The following is a 17309-nucleotide window of genomic DNA, read 5'->3' on the forward strand; positions in this document are numbered from 1 at the left end:
CTATTTTTTAAGAAAGTTTTAGGCTTTTTTTAAGGAAATTTTAATCTGTTGTTTTGTTGGCCAACTGTCCGCAGGCGGCATCAATATCACCTCCACGGCTTCTTCTGACCATTACAGTAATCCCTGCATTTTCAAGCTGACGGATGTAATTTTCTTCTGCCTGCTTGTTACACTGGTCATATTTTCCGTCCCCGATCGGATTGTATTGAATCAGGTTTACTTTTGAAGGAACCTGTTTGCAGTATTTGATTAAAGCTTTAATGTCTTCATCGCCGTCATTGATTCCTTTCCATACGCAGTATTCAAAAGTAATCACAGAACCTGTTTTTTGATACCAATACTGAAGAGCATCCATAATATCCGTCAATGGGAACTTATCAGAGAAAGGCATAATTTCATTGCGCTTGGATTCGATAGCAGAATGAAGGGATAAAGCCAGTTTCACGCGCAGTTCATCATCTGCAAGCATTTTGATCATCTTAGGGATACCGGATGTAGAAACGGTAATTCTTCTTGGAGACATTCCCAATCCTTCCGGCTGGGTAATTTTTTTGATGGCTTCCACTACGTTTTTGTAATTCATCATTGGCTCTCCCATTCCCATAAAGACGATATTGGAAAGCGGTCTGTCGAAATACATTCTGCTCTGGCTGTCAATCAGGGCTACCTGATCTACAATTTCAGCCACTTCAAGGTTTCTCATCCTTTTCAGTCTTGCTGTAGCACAGAATTCGCAGTTTAATGAGCATCCTACCTGCGAAGATACACAGGCTGTAGTTCTTGTTTCTGTAGGAATAAGAACAGATTCCACCATCAGTCCGTCATGAAGTTTCACTCCGTTTTTGATGGTTCCGTCAGAGCTTTTTTGAAGAAGGTCTACGGAAACAGGATTAATGGTATATTCTTCCGAAATTCTCTCACGAAGTGATTTTGAAAGATTCGTCATTTCGTCAATCGAATGGAGGTTTTTACTCCATAGCCAGTCATAGACCTGTTTCGCACGAAACGGCTTTTCTCCTAAAGACACAAAGTATTCTTTAAGCTGGTCTAGTGATAATGTACGGATATCTTTCATTGTAAGGTTGTAGATTTTAGGTGGCAGGTTGCAGATACTATTACCTGCAACCTTTTACCTATTATCTTTTTTATAGAATTAACATTGCATCACCGTAAGAATAGAATTTATACTTTTCTTTTACGGCTTCTTCATAAGCATGCATTACAAAATCTCTTCCGGCAAATGCAGCAATCATCATGATTAAAGTAGACTTCGGTGTGTGGAAGTTCGTAATCATTGAGTTCGCTACTCCGAAATCGTGAGGAGGATAAATGAATTTGTTTGTCCATCCGTTGAAAGCAGAGATTTTTTTGTTTGAAGAAACAGAAGTTTCCAATGCTCTCATGGTAGTAGTACCTACTGCACATACTCTTCTGTGAGATTCTACCGCTTTGTTAATGATGGCAGCATTTTTCTCATCGATAATGATTTCTTCAGACTCCATTTTATGTTTGGAAAGATCTTCTACCTCAATCGGGTTGAATGTTCCCAATCCCACGTGAAGGGTAACTTCAGCAAAATTGATCCCTTTGATCTCCAATCTCTTCATCAAATGCTTAGAGAAGTGAAGACCTGCTGTAGGGGCAGCTACTGCTCCTTCTACTTTTGCATAGATTGTCTGATATCTTTCTGCATCTTCAGGTTCTACAGCTCTTTTGATATATTTTGGAAGTGGAGTTTCTCCCAATTCTTTTAGTTTTGTTCTGAATTCGTCGTAAGATCCGTCGAATAAGAATCTTAATGTTCTTCCTCTTGAAGTTGTGTTATCAATAACCTCAGCTACCAAAGACTCATCTTCAGTGAAGAATAATTTGTTACCAATTCTGATTTTTCTTGCAGGATCTACCAAAACATCCCAAACTCTGGTTTCTTTATCAAGCTCTCTTAATAAGAAAACTTCAATTTTAGCACCTGTTTTTTCTTTATTTCCGTAAAGACGTGCAGGGAAAACTTTTGTATTGTTGAAGATGAACAAATCTTCTTCATCAAAATAATCCACAACATCCTTGAATAATTTGTGCTCGATAGTTTGTGTTTTTCTATCAAGTACCATTAATCTCGCTTCGTCTCTGTGCTCTGATGGGTGTTCTGCTAATAATTCCGCAGGAAGATCAAAATTAAAATCTGATGTTTTCATTTTTTAAATTACGGTTTAAAAATTATTGAAATTACAAGGTGTAATTTTCGGAGTGCAAATATACGACATTGAACACCCCTTTGTCAAGTATTATTTACAATCAAACATAAAACCGTGATTTTACGGGGAGTTTCAAGACATAAAAAGAGTATTTTTGGAAAAATTAAAATTCAATATGGAACCTGTAAGTAAAATATACTTCATTGATAATCCGTATCCTGATGGCCACAAAATTGAAACCTTTAGCTGGAGTGGAAGAATTGATGAATCTGGATTTATCTGGTTTGATTTTCATTTAAAAACTGAAAATTATTACGCCAATGACGATGAAAACGGGGAAGACGACGACGAAGATCTGTCCGACTGGGACTCCAAAATCGTATGGAGAAACTATCATGCCTGTACACTCTCGTCCAACTATTGGGGTGAACAGAGAGGAATCAGAATTAATAACCTTGATGAAAAATTAGATTTCGATGCTGTTGTTCAAAATGGTCTTTTCAGTAATGATCTTCCGTCTGAACAACATTCTGATGATGATGATCTTGCTTTCAACATCTACCTGCTGGGGCATGACAGCTGTGCCGGACATCAGATCCGGTTTTCAAAAAAAGAGAATCACCGGTATGATATTATATGGACAGGCAAAATAGCATTGACCTACGCAGGCGATTATGAGTTTTCACATGATTTCAAAGCGGAAATTTTCAATACAGAATTTGAAGGTTTTCATTACCCTAAAACCTGGTCACTGGAAAAGGCAACTGAGATGTTCAAAACCAGACTTGCCCATTTTGAAGCGTATGAATTTGTAGATCTGAATCCTAAAAGTAACAAAAGGGAGTATAAACTCGACAAACTAAAGTAATAACACTCTAAAAACAGCCAATTAAAAAATATCATTATGAGTAAATATTCAATTGAAGCATTTATCAACGAAACCAAAGAAAATCCGCAGCAAAGAGATTATTTTGAACTGGAAACGAAACATCTTCTGGAAATCAACCTTAACAATCAGGCAGTATGGACGAAAAGAGGAAGCATGGTAAGCTATGTGGGAAATATCAATTTTGAAAGACAGGGAATGCTGTCCGGAGGAATTGGAAATCTTTTAAAGAAAGCTATCAGCGGTGAAGGAGCCAGGCTGATGAAAGCAGAAGGAACCGGAAAACTATATGTTGCAGATTCCGGGAAGAAAGTCCGTATTCTGTATCTGAACAATGAATCTGTTTGTGTAAACGGAAATGATATCCTTGCCCACGAACAAAGCGTAAAAAGTGATATTACTATGCTGAAAAGCATTGCTGGAATGATGTCCGGAGGTCTTTTCCAGGCAAAACTTTCAGGAACGGGCCATATTGCTATTACAACTCACGGAGATCCTTTAACTTTACTTGTAACTCCTGATACACCTGTATTTACAGATCCGAATGCTACTGTGGCATGGTCCGGAAACCTAAGCCCGGAACTGAAAACGAATGTTTCTTTCAAAAGTCTTATCGGCAGAGGAAGCGGCGAAGAGTTTCAGATGAAATTTTCAGGACATGGATGGGTACTGATTCAGCCTTATGAGGAGGTATATTATATGGAAAAATAAAAGAGACAAATTGTGAAGTGATTTAGTGTAAATACTTTAATGATAATGAACTTTTTGATGAGATTACAAAAATGACTTATTCTGAAATACGAACATTTTTCAGAGACTATATTGAGGGCAGCCATCCCATTCCTTTAAAAGAATATCTGGAAAAAGCAAGTTTTAGTTATGATGAAGCCACTGGAAAAGTAACTCATGACTCCAACCCTGATTCAAAACAAATTGCATTAAGAAAAGACTGGATCAATCAATAAATTTTCACGTATATAACAAATATTTTTTAAAAAAATATAAATGAGTAAAACTGCTAAAAAAGTGAAAATTAATAATCTATATTTTAATAACTACAAAACTGTTCAATTTTAAAATCCAATAAGCCTCAAATTCTTACAAACCACCTTCATCACTTCATTCTCTAATTATCTATCACCTTACCGGGATTTACAAAAGTTTTAATATATTTAAAAAAAATATATAGATGAACAATAGTAACTCCCGCAGAACCTTTCTTAAGACTGCAGCTTTGGCAAGCTTTGGGGCATTGGTTTTACCCAATTCTTTATTTGCTTATTCCAATGATTTTAAAACAGATAAAAAAGTCCGCGTCGGTTTTATCGGTGTAGGTCTTCGTGGCCAGGAGCATGTAAAATTACTAGCAAAACGTAATGATGTGGAAATTGTGGCGTTTGCAGATCCGGAAAAAAGGATGCTTGCCGCATCTCAAAAAATCTTAAAAGACAACAATAAACCGGCTGCCCAGGAGTTTTCCAACGGGGAATATGATTATAGGAATCTTTTAAAATTAAAAACGATAGATGCTGTTGTGATCGCTACTCCATGGGAATGGCATCTTACCCAGGGTGTGGAAGCCATGCGCGCTAAAAAGATTGTAGGCATGGAAGTTTCCGGAGCGATAAAGCTTCAGGACTGCTGGGAATTTGTAAAGGTATATGAGGAAACGAAAGTTCCTATCTTTATGATGGAAAATGTATGCTATCGAAGAGATATTATGGCCATCCTGAATATGGTCCGTAAAGGAATGTTCGGAGAACTGGTACATGGAAGAGGCGGTTATCAGCATGATCTGAGAGGTGTTCTTTTCAATGACGGGGTTAATCCATACAATTCCGGTGCTGAGTTTGGAGAAAAAGGCTTCAGTGAGGCAAAATGGAGAACCGAACATTATGTAAAGCGTAACGGCGAGCTTTATCCTACTCATGGATTAGGTCCGGTTGCAATGATGATGGATATCAACAGAGGGAACCGTTTAACAAGGCTTTCTTCATTCTCTTCAAAATCTGTAGGGCTTCATAAATATATTGTTGAGCATCCCAAAGGGGGACAAAACCATCCTAATGCCAAAGTAAAATTCAACCAGGGAGATATTGTAACCACTCAGATTGCCTGTGCCAATGGAGAAACCATTCTTCTTACTCATGATACAAGTTTACAAAGACCTTATGATCTTGGTTTCAGAGTTCAGGGAACTGAAGGATTGTGGCAGGATTTCGGATGGGGAGATTTCAACCAGGGACATATTTATTTTGAAAAAACCATGAACCATACCCACCGTTGGGACAATACTGAAAAATGGATGAAAGAACACGATCATCCGATGTGGAAAAAGTTTGAAGCTACTGCTGCAGGCGCAGGACATGGCGGAATGGATTTCTTTGTAATGAATACTTTTATTGAATGTATCAAACGGAATATAGAGTTCCCGATGGATGTGTATGATCTTGCATTGTGGTATTCAATTACACCATTAAGCGAAGAGTCTATTGCCAAAGGAGGTCAGGTAGTTGATATTCCTGATTTCACCAATGGAAAATGGAAAACCCGTAAACCTGTATTTGGAATGACCGATGAGTTCTAAGAAAACATTACTTATACTGGCAGGCGGATTAGGAAGCAGATACAAGGGGCTTAAACAGGTAGACGGAATACTCGATAACGGCTCGCCAATTCTTGAGTATTCCATCTTTGATGCACTGGAAGCCGGTTTCCAAAAAGTAGTTATTATTGTCAACAAACTGATTCCTGAAAGTTATATTGAAAGGCTCAACGGCATTTCAAAAGCTAAAAATTTTGAATTGCTTTGGGTATATCAGGAGATAGACAGCATTCCTATTTCACTGGAAGGTTTTGATTATCCCGATCGTAATAAGCCATGGGGAACCGCTCATGCCGTACTTTGCGCCAAATATTCAATACAGGAACCTTTTGTGATGATTAACGCGGATGATTTCTACGGAAAAGAAGTGTATCAGCTCGCTGCACATGAAATTAACCATCATCATATATCAGATACACAATTAGGGATGATTGCTTATCCTGTGGGTACAACATTGAGTGGAAATGGTACTGTAGCCAGAGGAATATGTACGCTGGATGCTGAAAACTACCTGATCAAAGTAGTGGAACAAACATCCATTCAAAGAATAAATAACTCAATTGTTTACATTGAAAACGGAGAAAGTATACAACTGGATCCTGACACCCTGGTATCCATGAATTTTTTTATTTTCCACCCTCACATTTTCTGTTATCTGGACACCTATTTTTATGATTTCATAGAATCTGATCCACTGCCTGATCAGGAATTTTATATTCCTTCTGCAGTACAAAGAATGATGGATGAAAACAGAGTAAAGGTAAAGGTGAAAGTATCTCCTTCCCCATGGATGGGAGTTACATATGCTGATGATAAAAAGGAAGTTAAAGATTTTCTGATTTCAGAGATTAAAAACAACAGATACCCGGAAAATCTATGGAGCTAAATGATATTGTTGCTGAATTTATCGGTACGGATAGTTATGACCTTACTCCTATTACTGACGGGTTGATCAATACCACCTATCTTCTGGAGGATAAAGGTCAGGGGAAAAAGTTTATTCTGCAGAAAATCAACAATCATGTTTTTAAACAGCCGGAAGTGGTCGTTAATAACCATTTAATGATCAATGAAGTGCTCAGGTCAAATCATTATCAATTTGAAATTATAGAACCTGTTCCTTCTCTTACCGGTAAAATTCTGGTAAAAGATAAAAATGGCCAGCCATGGCGTATGCTCAATTTTATAGAAAACAGTACAACATTCCTTACTGCTCCCTCTTTGCAGACGGCTTTTGATGCTGCTAAAACCTTCAGTTATTTTCTCAATACGGTAAATACTGAAAAACTGCCTGCCATTGAAGATTCTCTTCCCAATTTCCTCAATTTTGAGAAAAGGGTTACGGATTATAAAAATGCACTCAAAGATGCGGCTCCTCAGTTAAAAGAAAATGCTAAAGCTGAAATTGAAATCACCAACCAGCTTTTATCCTTGCCGGACCGATGGATTGAAATGGAGAAAAACAATCAGATCCCAAAAAGAATTATTCATGCAGATGTAAAGATCAGTAATATTCTCTTTGATCAGAATCATAAGCCGCTGGCTGTGATTGATCTGGATACCATAATGATTTCTACCATTTTATATGATTTTGGAACGATGATCCAGTCGTATACCAATACCACCCAGGAAGATGATGGAAGTGCCATAGATAATTTCAACCCTGAAATGTATAAAGTCGTAAAAGAAGGATTTTTATTTCATTTAAAAGAAAAACTGACACCGCTGGAAACTGAGAATCTCGATTATGCAGCACAGGTCGCCATTTATATTCAGGAACTTCGTTTCTTAACCGATTATCTGAATGGGAGTACCTATTATTCTATCGCGCATCCTGAACACAATCTGGACAGAACTAAAAATCAATTGGAACTGTTAAAAGGATTGAGAGAATATCTGGAGCTGGTGGAGAGTCGGAGAGTTTGAGGGTTTGAGGGCTGGGTTTATAAAGTATATAGATTCCTACTGAAAGACAAAGTGTACGGATAAATAAAGCGTCCCAGTTGTCCATTCCGTAAGAATCTAGCTTTATCTTCTCCCTCTCAAACCCTCTCATTCCCAAACTCTCAAACTCTCCCAGTCAATATCCCGAATCCCGCACCTCGAATTCCAGAACTCCTAATCACCCAAAAATTCCAAAATTCTTTTCCACTCTTCCAGCTTCTTTTCAAAAGAAACCGTATGAAGCGGGCTGGTAGAAGGCAATAAAAAAACGGGCAGCTTATAATCTTTCCCGAGCAGTTTCTGTAAGTTCTTGTATGACTTTCCGCCGTTGCAGAAAATAGCTTGGATGTTCGGATGTTCTTCTAACAGTTCTGCAATCTGATTGGCTTCTTCATTCCTGATTTCAGAATCCAGACTTCCTTTTCTCTCGCAGGAATCAATGACATCCCACAGGGCAATATGATGTTTCTTTATCGTTTCAATTCTTTGTGTGTAATCATCAGTAAATTGTTCGTTCAGCAATTCAAAAATGATTTTCCAGAATTTATTTTGCGGATGGGCATAATACTGCTGTTTTTCCAGTGATTTCACTCCGGGAATTGATCCTAAAATCAGAATTTCAGACTGAGCGTCAATAATGGGTGGAAATGAAGAAATACGCTTTTGCATATTCAAATATAAAGATTTAATTTATTTTAATTAGGCAGGAAACCGGGAGCCTGAAGAAGGAAGTTATTGAGGTTTTGGCTAAAGTCATTGTTTTTTTAATTAAAAAAAACGGGCTAAAGCCCGTTTCTATTGATATTTTATATTGTTTGTCTACAAAGTTTCCTTCAGCCAGTCAAAGAATTCTCTCTGCCATACCAATCCGTTTTGTGGATGAAGTACCCAGTGGTTTTCGTTCGGGAAGTACACCAGTTTAGATTTTAATCCTCTTAATTTTGCAGCCTGGAAAGCTTCCTGACCCTGCTCGTAGGGAACACGGAAATCGATTCCTCCCTGAACAATCATAATAGGTTTGTTCCATTTTTCTACAAAATTGCTTGGATTGAATTCTGTGTACGCTTTTGGAAGTGGTTTTTCCCATGGAGAACCAAGATCCCAGTTGGCAAACCATAGTTCTTCGGTAGTCAGATACCATGATTTCATATCAAATAAACCATCATGAGCTATAAATGTTTTGAATCTGTTCTCATGGATTCCGGCCAGCATAAATACACTGTATCCTCCGTAACTAGCTCCTACAGCTGCTACCCTGTCACCGTCCACATATGGTAAAGTTTTCGCAAAATCTGTGGCTGCCAGATAATCTCTCATTGGCTGTCCGCCCCAGTCTTTTGAAATTTCTTCATTCCATTTTGTTCCCCAGCCCGGCATACCTCTTCTATTCGGAGCTACCACGATATAATCATTAGCTGTCATTAAAGCAAAGTTCCATCTTACACTGAAATACTGAGTAAGTGCAGACTGTGGGCCTCCCTGGCAATATACCAGAGTCGGATATTTTTTGTTCGGGTCAAAGTTCGGTGGATAGTGGAACCAAACTCCCATTTCTTTACCATCTGAAGTTTTCACCATTTTAAGTTCAGATTTCCCCTGAGCCAGCTTAGCATAAGTTTCCTTGTTCGCTTCAGTTACCTGCTTCATTTCTCCATTCTTAACGTTTACAGAGAATAATTCTGTAGCATGGTTTACGTCTGTTCTTCCTACTAAAAGTGAAGTTTTATTGTCTGTAAAGATTTCGTTTACGTCAAAATCTCCTTTAGTGATTTGCTGTACTTTTGCTGATTTTGAATCCAGCGAGAAAAGCTGTTTTGTACCTCTGAATGCCGCTGTGAAGTAGATCGTTTTTGAATCTGCTCCCCAAAGAACGTCTCCTGAAACACTTTCATCCCAGCCTGAGGTAAGGTTAGTGGTCTTCCCTGACTTCCAATCCAGGATTTTCACATCATTTTTATCTGCTTCATATCCATCTCTGGCCATACTCTGCCAGATCAGAGATTTTCCGTCCGGGCTGAATTTTGGGTTTACATCATATCCTTTGTTGGATTCTGTAAGGTTTTTGGTAGTACCTGATGCCAGATCATAAGCAAAGATATCGGTATTGGTACTTGTAGCATATTCTTTACCACTTTTAGGTTTGGTAACATATAAAAGCTGTGCAGAATCCGGGCTCCAGATAAAATCTTCAGCACCACCGAAAGGTCTTTGCGGAGAATCCCAGGTTTTTCCTTCCAGAAGATCTTTCGCTCCTTCTACTTTATCGGCTGTATTCACTACAAATACATGGTTATATTTTCCTTCATTGAAATAATCCCAGTGTCTGTGATTCAGGTCTGTGTATACCTGAGCCGTTGTTTTAGGAGTATCGCTGAATTTATCTTTCCCCATTACTTTTTCTACCAATACCTGCTTGCTGAAAGCAATTTTCTTTCCGTCAGGAGAAATTACGATATTATCTGCTTCACCAATGGTATAAAATTCTGTCCAGGTTTTTCCGGCATCTTTAGAAAGATAGATTTTATCTCCTTCCTGAGCATAGATTCCGTTTTTATCCCACTGAATAAGGGCTTTTTTCCCGAAATCGATTTTGGAAGACTGGTTATTAAGAACATTCAGAAAATAGTTTTCATTTTTCGTTTTCTCTGTTTTCAGGTCTACCTGCCCTACTTTATAGATAAGAGAACCCTGATCTGGTGAAACTGCCTGTACCCCAACTTTTTTCAAAGTCCAAAGAATTTCAGGCGTCATTACTTGTTGTGCATTCATTAAAAGCGGAGCTGCCAAAGCCAGCAGGCTGTACTTAAGTTTCATATGTTGATATTCATTTTTAACGGATGTACAAAATCAGTTGATTTCCTACATCCTTTTATTAAATTCAAAGATTGCCAAAGTTAATATTTAAAATAAAAACGGACGAAAGAATTAACATTAAGTTTTTAAAGTTGAAAAATAATTGATTTATGTATGGCAAAAATTTTATTAGTTTTACAAAAAACTAAACTAATACCCATTTAATATGAAAAAATTTATACTTTTTTCTTCACTTTGTGTGTCCTCATTTTTTTTTTCACAGCTTACGATGAGTCCTTTTCCCAATCATTATTATAATCCTTATCAGGTCACTATTAATGGAAACGGGACTATTTATTATACCACTGACGGAAGCACTCCGACGATTAGTTCTTCCTCTGCCGTAAATAATGTGCAGATTTCTATTGATCAGAATAAAGAGATCAAGGCATTTCTTGTTAACGGACAAGGAAGTTCGTCTCCTGTAATCAGTAAAAAGTATTACACAGGAAGTATTCCTACTGCTGCTATTTATTTTAAAGCACCTTCCACATGGGCATCAGGAAGCTGTGTAATGGTTGATATGGTCAGTCCCAATTCTATAGACGGATTTGCAATCGATACATTCTGGCCTGGAGTTGTAATGCAACCTGCCGGATGTGAATCATGGTATAAGACTACGAGAGATTTTGAAAGTGCCAATGTCCGTTTTAATAACTGTACTCTATTTGAGAATATTCCTGCTACCGTCAGTACCAATCTGATTCCGATGGGAAGTACTTTGTATTATGATTTTACAGATGGGGTAATAACCACTCCGCCTTCATGTTTATTTTTAGCATCTAATGAATCAGTCTCTAAAAATAAAAGCGTTTTAATCAAAGTTTATCCGAACCCTGTTTCAGATATTTTAAAAGTAAATACTGACCGGAACTTCAACGAATATGAGATTATAGATGTGAATGGAAGGGTGATTTTAAAAGATCAGTTTATGAAAGAAATTTTAATTAGTCAGCTTATTTCAGGAAATTACTTTTTAAAGCTTAAAGATTCGAAAGGAGACCTCGTGTTACTGAAGTTCATTAAAAAATAAAGAAATCCGCTCGTTGAGCGGATTTCTTTTTTGATCTTTATGATTTTAATTAATCTCCATCTGAGAACATTGAATTCGCCAGAGAAGTTACGATTGATAATAATATACTGAAGATAAATGCCCACCAGAACCCATCTACAACCATACTGTCTATGAAATAGTCTGCAATCAGGACTATTGCGGCATTAATTACCAGCGCAAAGAATCCTAAGGTAAGAATAGTCAGCGGAAGGCCAAACAGACTTAAAATTGGCTTTACAAATATGTTAAGAACCCCAAGTACAATCGCAAAGATGATGGCTGAAGAAAATCCTTCAAACTGCACTCCCGGTAAAATTTTAGTTAAAAGATAAGCAACAATTGCTGTAATAAAAAGTCGGATAATTAAGTTCATTGTGATATTTTTTAATGTTTATGGGGTTTGTTGAGCAAAAGCCATTCCATTCCGGAAAAAAAAATGCTTTGAAATCCTTTATTGAAGGAATATTCCGGCTTTTATTTCCTTTAAATTCTTATTTTATTTTCATCATGGTAACTAATGAGGTCGCCACATGACTTTCTGAATCAGATCCTTCGGTCTGAACATAGATTTCCGTTCGCACAACCACAATTTTTCCTCCACCTTTGATAACATAGGATTTTGAAACCAGAGCGTCTCCCATTGCAGGACGAAGGTAGTTCACTTTCAGCTCAACGGTCACTACATAACAGTCTTCCGGATAGTGGCTCACAGCGGCATATCCTGAAGAAACATCTACCAGAGAGGCGATCATTGCACCATTGAACATTCCTGCTTTTCGGGTCATCATTTCCATTTTAGGGATCTTCATGGATATAAAATCTGTTTCTACTTCCAGCAGTTCAGCTTTATAGAATTTCAGGGTTTCCGAGCGGCTGAAGCTGTCTGTAATGAGTTTCTTTTTTTCTGGTGTCATGAATTTTATTTTAAACAAAGGTAAGCGCTATAACGTTTTTGATCTCAATGATCTTTCAATTTTTCATTAAAAAGCCGCTCCATAAACATGAAACGGCTTCTTTTCAAGGATTTTAACCCTTCTTACACAACAAACGATAACTTTTCAGATGAACCTGACGCTTTCAGATGATGATCTTCCTTGATCATATCGGCTGCTTTTTCACCAATCATAATGGTAGGTGCGTTGGTATTTCCGGAAACCACATCCGGCATAATGGATGCATCAGCTACCCTTAATCCTTTTATTCCATATACTTTCAGTCTCGGATCTACTACAGAATGGCTGTCGATTCCCATTTTACAGGTTCCGGTCATATGATGATAGGTGGAACATGATTTTTTGATATAATCTATCACTTCCTCTTTTGTTTTTCCTTCTCCGGGATAGATTTCACCGTCATTCCATTCTTTCATGGCTTCTGTTTTTCCCATTTCGCGGCATATTTCTACACATTGATAAAGAGCTTCCAGATCGGATTCTTCAGAAAGATACATCGGGTTAATTTCCGGAGAAGCGAAAGGATCGGAAGACGTCAGTTTGATATACCCTTTACTGGCAGGTCTGATAAATCCGGCGCAAAATGTAAATGCGTTTTGCGGCCCTGTGAATCCCGGACTGTAATAAGGAAGTCCCATAAACAAAGGCTGCAGATCAGGGAAAGCCATTTCTTCTTTGCTTTTCCAGAATAACTGGGCTTCCAGCAGATTGGCTTCCGGAGCAGGAATATCTTTTTTAGCTTTAAAAATAACACTTGCCAAAAGATGATCCTGAAGGTTTTTTCCAACTCCTTTCAAATCTTTTACTACCGGAATTCCTACTGATTCCAATTCCTGTTGATCACCAATTCCGGAAAGCATCAGAAGTTTGGCAGATTCTATGGTTCCACAGGATACAATGACTTCTTTTTCTGCTTCCACTTCTACTAATTCACCGTCTTTCAAATACTGAACTCCAACACATTCATTTTCTTCAAAAATTAATTTCTGAGCCAGTGCATTGGTATGAATATACAGATTGGGCCTCGATTTCACAGGATCCAAGAATGCTTTCGCGGTAGAACATCTTTTACCGTCTTTTCCTACACTGAGGTGGTTAAGACCTGCACCCCAGATTTCTTTATTAAAATCATCCGTTAAAGGATAACCAAGTTCCTTACATGCTTCAACAGCACTAACTGAAATGGCATTCGGGCGCTTGATACGACTTACAAAAAGCGGTCCTTCCCCTCCATGAATGTCATCTTCACCTTCTTCATGGGTTTCTGATTTCTTAAAATAAGGCAGAACACTTTTCCAGTCCCAGCCCACACATCCTTTATAAGCCCAACTATCATAATCCTGCTGATGCCCTCTGATGTAGATCATTCCATTGATGGAACTTGAACCACCCAAAGTTTTACCACGAGGCCAGTATCTTGTATTCCCTCCTGCATACTCCTGCTCAACGGTATGATACGCCCAGTCTCTCTCCGTATTCCAGATAGCGGGCCAGCCGGCCTGTTCTTCCACTTCAGCCACTTTATCATCGGGACCTGCCTCCAGTAAAAGGACATTTATATTTTCGTTTTCACTTAATCTATTAGCGATTACAGCGCCTGCCGAACCGGATCCGACAATTATAAAATCGTATTTCATGAGTTCTAACTTTATTTTTTAATGCTGATGACTTTAGGAACGGTAACTGCTTTTAATCCTTCTATTCCGAATTCTACTCCATAACCAGATTGTTTTACGCCTCCGAAGGGAACAAACGGGTGAATAGCACCATGTTGATTGATCCAGACAGTTCCTGCTTCCAGTTGTACAGCGACTTTCTGAGCTTCGTCAGGATCATCACTCCAAACGGAAGCTCCCAGTCCGTTTTCTGAATCATTGGCTTTACTGATGGCTTCTTCCAACGTTTTATACTTAATAATTGGTAACACAGGACCAAACTGTTCTTCGTCTACAATTCTGTCTCCGTTATCTACATTTCCCACCAGAGTTACGGGAATAAAATAGCCTTCCAGATCAGGTTTTTGCCCTGTGAATATGAAGTCTGCCCCGATGTTTTCGGAATCATGAATCAGATCCTGAATTTTATCGTACTGCATTTTATTCTGGATAGGCCCTAAAACGCTGGCTTCATCCGCTCCGTTCCCCATTGGAATATTGGAAGAATAGTCTGCCAATGCTTTAACGACTTTTTCGTAATCGTTTTCATGAACGTATAGTCTTTTTAAGCAGGCACAGGTTTGCCCCATATTCAGGAAAGCACCCCAGAAAATCCCATCAATATACTTGGAAACATCAAGTCCGGGTAAAATAATTCCTGCATCATTTCCTCCACATTCGAGGGTTAACCGGGCCATATTTTTAGCAGAAGCTTCAATGACTTTCTTCCCCGTTGCGATAGAGCCTGTGAACATAATTTTCCCAATTTCCGGATGTGAGGTAAGGTAACCACCTACTTCTCCTCTGCCGGTAACTACCTGCAAAATATCCTCAGGAAGGACACTGTTGATCACTTTTATCATTTCCAGACTGCAGTAAGTGGTATATTCCGAAGGTTTGATGATGACAGCATTTCCCATTCTCAATGAAGGAATAATCTGCCAGATAGCAATCATCAAAGGCCAGTTCCAGGGAGCAATGGCTGCTACTACTCCAATCGGGTTTCTGTATACAACATCTTTTCGTGTGTCGTCTTCGAAAACAATTTCTTCGGGTAAATCCAGTGATGCGGGAACCTGTGTCCAGCCTACACAAGCCTGCATTTCGAAATTAGCTCCAGGACCATTCAACGGTTTTCCCTGCTCGCGGGTGATCCATTCTGCAAGGTGTTTTGAATTTTGCTGCAACGCTTCCGCTACTTTTAATAAAATCTCTTTTCTTTCTGCATCCGGTCTTGCGGCCCATAGTTTCCGGGCTTTTTTTGCTTTCTCAATTTTAGCATCAATCTCCTCACGAGAAGTATTGGTTACTTCACCTATAACCTCTAAGGTAGAAGGATTTACGGATAAAAACTGAGTATCTGGGATATGGGTTTGTTTGGCTGCTGATGTATTTTCCATTGTTTTAAATTATTTTGTATTTTACGTAATCCGAAAATGGTAATAACATGATATAAATTATTTACTTATTCTCTATTTTTTTTAACCTAAACTCTCCCTATCATGGAAAAGATCGAAGAAAAAACTGTTTTCAGCATTCCTTTTGGTGAATTGAATGTATTTGAAACAAATGTAGTTTGTCATGATTTTCCTTTCTTTTTTAAAGAGCCTGTTATCACGCTTATGCTGAGTGGCAATAAGATTATTCGCAGTGATGATGAGACTTTTGAATTCAAGGAGAGAAGTGTATTTATTCCGCCCTGTAACAAGGAACTGAGTATCGATATCCATCCCGTTTTTAAAGAACCTACGAAATGTCTGGTATTGAATATTGAGCAGGAGTATATTGACAGTGTATTCTCCGAAGTGATTGAAAACTGGCATCCGGACTGGGACAGAACAGGAATTATGATGAAAGAAAACACTGTGAAAAAGTTCATCAGTTCGGATGAGTCTTTATGGAGAAGCCTTACCAATCTTTATAACAGAAGAATTGACGGAAATCTTCATAATACCTCGGATTTTCTTTTAAGCTTAAGTCTTAAAGAACTGATTTATGAGCTGATGAAAACCAATGCAAAGCATATCCTCCTCCATTCTGGAAAGGCAGAAAATATACAGAACGGACTTCAGGAAGTGGTTCATTTCATCAAAAACAATTACAGAGAACCAATTACCATCAGGAGACTTGCTGCGCTTGCAGGAATGAGCGAAGCCAATCTGTTTAAAAAGTTTAAGCATTCCTACAATTGTACTCCGGTAGAATATATTATTCAGTTGAGAATAGAACACGCCAAGCAATTGCTGATCAGCAATCCTGAAATCGGGATTAAAAATATCTGTTTTGAATCAGGTTTTAATACATTGGAGTATTTTTACAGAAAATTTACCCAGATCACCGGAAAGTCTCCGAAGAAGTTTAAGGTAGATTGATAGATAAAGCTGGAAGATGGAAGCAAGAAAATGGAGGTTAGTACCGGTCTTTTTATTTCTGGCAGTTGTCATTATTGAATAAAGTAATCATCCTATGTACTGTAAAAAAGTGTTCATTGTTGTAAGTCTTCTCTTATGCTGTGTCTTTTATGCGCAAACCCTGCATTTGTATGGCGGTGCAGATCAAAAAGAATATCTGGGATGTTTAAACTGTGACAATTTTGATAAAAATTCGATATGGAATAAGTTTGGTGATTACGGAAATGTTTTCAGCTCAAAATCTATCTGGAATACGTATGGAAACTACGGAAGTACCTATGGCCCCTATTCACCATGGAATGCTTATGCTTCTTATCCTCCTGCAATTGTTGATCAGGATGGAAATTTCTTCGGGTTTCTTACTTTGAATCCTTATCAATCTGACAGGTCTGAACTGGAGCTGGCTGTGATTTTATGTAAGCATCATGAGGAGATTAAAAGCGATGTTGGCGCCTGGTATGAGAAATTGTTCCGGTAAAACCACCCCGTCAAAAATTCTTTGAATTTTCGCCACCGCTCCGGAAGAGGGGAATTTTTACGTCTTCAGTTGGGGTATTGGTACATAATATAACGAATGTGATTGTATAGAAAAAGGGTAAGGCGGGATTTCTGCGGAATGACGAATAAAAAGCTTAGTTTATCCATGCACCTGGTCATTCCATAGGAATTTCTGCATTGTTTTTGTTAGAAAACGCAAAGACGCTAGTTTTGTCTTAAGTAAGGCGCAAGGATTTTTATCTCCGATAAAATGGA

At 38.2% G+C, this 17309-nt stretch carries 17 protein-coding genes; 9 read left to right on the forward strand and 8 right to left on the reverse strand.

What is annotated here, in order from left to right; translation table 11 throughout:
* Positions 1–40: 40 nt before the first annotated feature.
* Both rlmN and queA read right to left on the reverse strand, forming a co-directional pair.
* Positions 41–1075, reverse strand: a complete 1035-nt coding sequence (rlmN, locus tag AC59HC_RS19310; RefSeq protein ID WP_202839242.1) for a dual-specificity RNA methyltransferase RlmN — start codon at positions 1073–1075, stop codon at positions 41–43.
* 70 nt (positions 1076–1145) lie between these two features.
* Positions 1146–2195 (reverse strand): tRNA preQ1(34) S-adenosylmethionine ribosyltransferase-isomerase QueA, encoded by a 1050-nt coding sequence (gene queA / locus AC59HC_RS19315; protein ID WP_034696367.1) that lies wholly within the window; start codon positions 2193–2195, stop codon positions 1146–1148.
* Between the two features lie 154 nt (positions 2196–2349).
* Between queA and AC59HC_RS19320 the strand changes: the two genes are divergently transcribed.
* The 6 genes from AC59HC_RS19320 to AC59HC_RS19345 all read left to right on the forward strand — a co-directional run bounded on the left by AC59HC_RS19320 (position 2350) and on the right by AC59HC_RS19345 (position 7612).
* Complete coding sequence (locus AC59HC_RS19320) at positions 2350–3063, forward strand: hypothetical protein (protein ID WP_496559181.1); 714 nt, start codon at positions 2350–2352, stop codon at positions 3061–3063.
* Between the two features lie 36 nt (positions 3064–3099).
* Positions 3100–3792 (forward strand): AIM24 family protein, encoded by a 693-nt coding sequence (locus AC59HC_RS19325; protein ID WP_062672057.1) that lies wholly within the window; start codon positions 3100–3102, stop codon positions 3790–3792.
* 71 nt (positions 3793–3863) lie between these two features.
* On the forward strand, positions 3864–4046 hold the full coding sequence (locus tag AC59HC_RS19330; protein WP_202839232.1) for a hypothetical protein: 183 nt from the start codon (positions 3864–3866) through the stop codon (positions 4044–4046).
* Positions 4047–4270: 224 nt separating this feature from the next.
* On the forward strand, positions 4271–5668 hold the full coding sequence (locus AC59HC_RS19335) for a Gfo/Idh/MocA family protein (RefSeq protein WP_411414039.1): 1398 nt from the start codon (positions 4271–4273) through the stop codon (positions 5666–5668).
* On the forward strand, positions 5658–6572 hold the full coding sequence (locus AC59HC_RS19340) for a nucleotidyltransferase family protein (RefSeq protein WP_202839227.1): 915 nt from the start codon (positions 5658–5660) through the stop codon (positions 6570–6572). The genes AC59HC_RS19335 and AC59HC_RS19340 overlap by 11 nt, the downstream gene beginning before the upstream one ends.
* Positions 6563–7612, forward strand: a complete 1050-nt coding sequence (locus AC59HC_RS19345) for a phosphotransferase enzyme family protein (protein ID WP_343639171.1) — start codon at positions 6563–6565, stop codon at positions 7610–7612. The genes AC59HC_RS19340 and AC59HC_RS19345 overlap by 10 nt, the downstream gene beginning before the upstream one ends.
* A gap of 192 nt (positions 7613–7804) precedes the next feature.
* On the opposite strand, the gene AC59HC_RS19350 is transcribed toward AC59HC_RS19345, so the two are convergent.
* Both AC59HC_RS19350 and AC59HC_RS19355 read right to left on the reverse strand, forming a co-directional pair.
* Complete coding sequence (locus AC59HC_RS19350) at positions 7805–8299, reverse strand: DNA-deoxyinosine glycosylase (protein ID WP_202839224.1); 495 nt, start codon at positions 8297–8299, stop codon at positions 7805–7807.
* 150 nt (positions 8300–8449) lie between these two features.
* Positions 8450–10444 carry a S9 family peptidase gene (locus tag AC59HC_RS19355; protein WP_120231784.1) on the reverse strand — a complete coding sequence of 665 codons (1995 nt, stop codon included), beginning with the start codon at positions 10442–10444 and terminating at the stop codon, positions 8450–8452.
* Between the two features lie 205 nt (positions 10445–10649).
* Between AC59HC_RS19355 and AC59HC_RS19360 the strand changes: the two genes are divergently transcribed.
* A complete protein-coding gene (locus tag AC59HC_RS19360) occupies positions 10650–11516 on the forward strand; it encodes a T9SS type A sorting domain-containing protein (RefSeq protein ID WP_202839223.1) in 867 nt (288 codons plus the stop codon).
* A gap of 49 nt (positions 11517–11565) precedes the next feature.
* Here the strand turns inward: AC59HC_RS19360 and AC59HC_RS19365 are convergent, their stop codons facing one another.
* The 4 genes from AC59HC_RS19365 to AC59HC_RS19380 all read right to left on the reverse strand — a co-directional run bounded on the left by AC59HC_RS19365 (position 11566) and on the right by AC59HC_RS19380 (position 15545).
* Positions 11566–11910 (reverse strand): phage holin family protein, encoded by a 345-nt coding sequence (locus AC59HC_RS19365; protein ID WP_114821738.1) that lies wholly within the window; start codon positions 11908–11910, stop codon positions 11566–11568.
* A 118-nt stretch (positions 11911–12028) separates the two neighbouring features.
* Positions 12029–12451 carry a PaaI family thioesterase gene (locus AC59HC_RS19370; RefSeq protein WP_496559182.1) on the reverse strand — a complete coding sequence of 141 codons (423 nt, stop codon included), beginning with the start codon at positions 12449–12451 and terminating at the stop codon, positions 12029–12031.
* Between the two features lie 122 nt (positions 12452–12573).
* On the reverse strand, positions 12574–14127 hold the full coding sequence (locus AC59HC_RS19375; RefSeq protein WP_496559183.1) for a GMC family oxidoreductase: 1554 nt from the start codon (positions 14125–14127) through the stop codon (positions 12574–12576).
* 11 nt (positions 14128–14138) lie between these two features.
* Positions 14139–15545, reverse strand: coding sequence for an aldehyde dehydrogenase family protein (locus AC59HC_RS19380; RefSeq protein ID WP_429813597.1), 1407 nt, complete (start codon positions 15543–15545; stop codon positions 14139–14141).
* A 102-nt stretch (positions 15546–15647) separates the two neighbouring features.
* On the opposite strand from AC59HC_RS19380, the gene AC59HC_RS19385 reads away from it, so the two are divergent.
* Together AC59HC_RS19385 and AC59HC_RS19390 are read left to right on the forward strand one after the other, a co-directional pair.
* Positions 15648–16517 (forward strand): helix-turn-helix domain-containing protein, encoded by an 870-nt coding sequence (locus tag AC59HC_RS19385; RefSeq protein ID WP_429813594.1) that lies wholly within the window; start codon positions 15648–15650, stop codon positions 16515–16517.
* Between the two features lie 94 nt (positions 16518–16611).
* Positions 16612–17034, forward strand: coding sequence for a hypothetical protein (locus AC59HC_RS19390; protein WP_454511022.1), 423 nt, complete (start codon positions 16612–16614; stop codon positions 17032–17034).
* Positions 17035–17309 lie beyond the last annotated feature (275 nt).

It is taken from the genome of Chryseobacterium sp. DZ-32, from assembly GCF_059587025.1.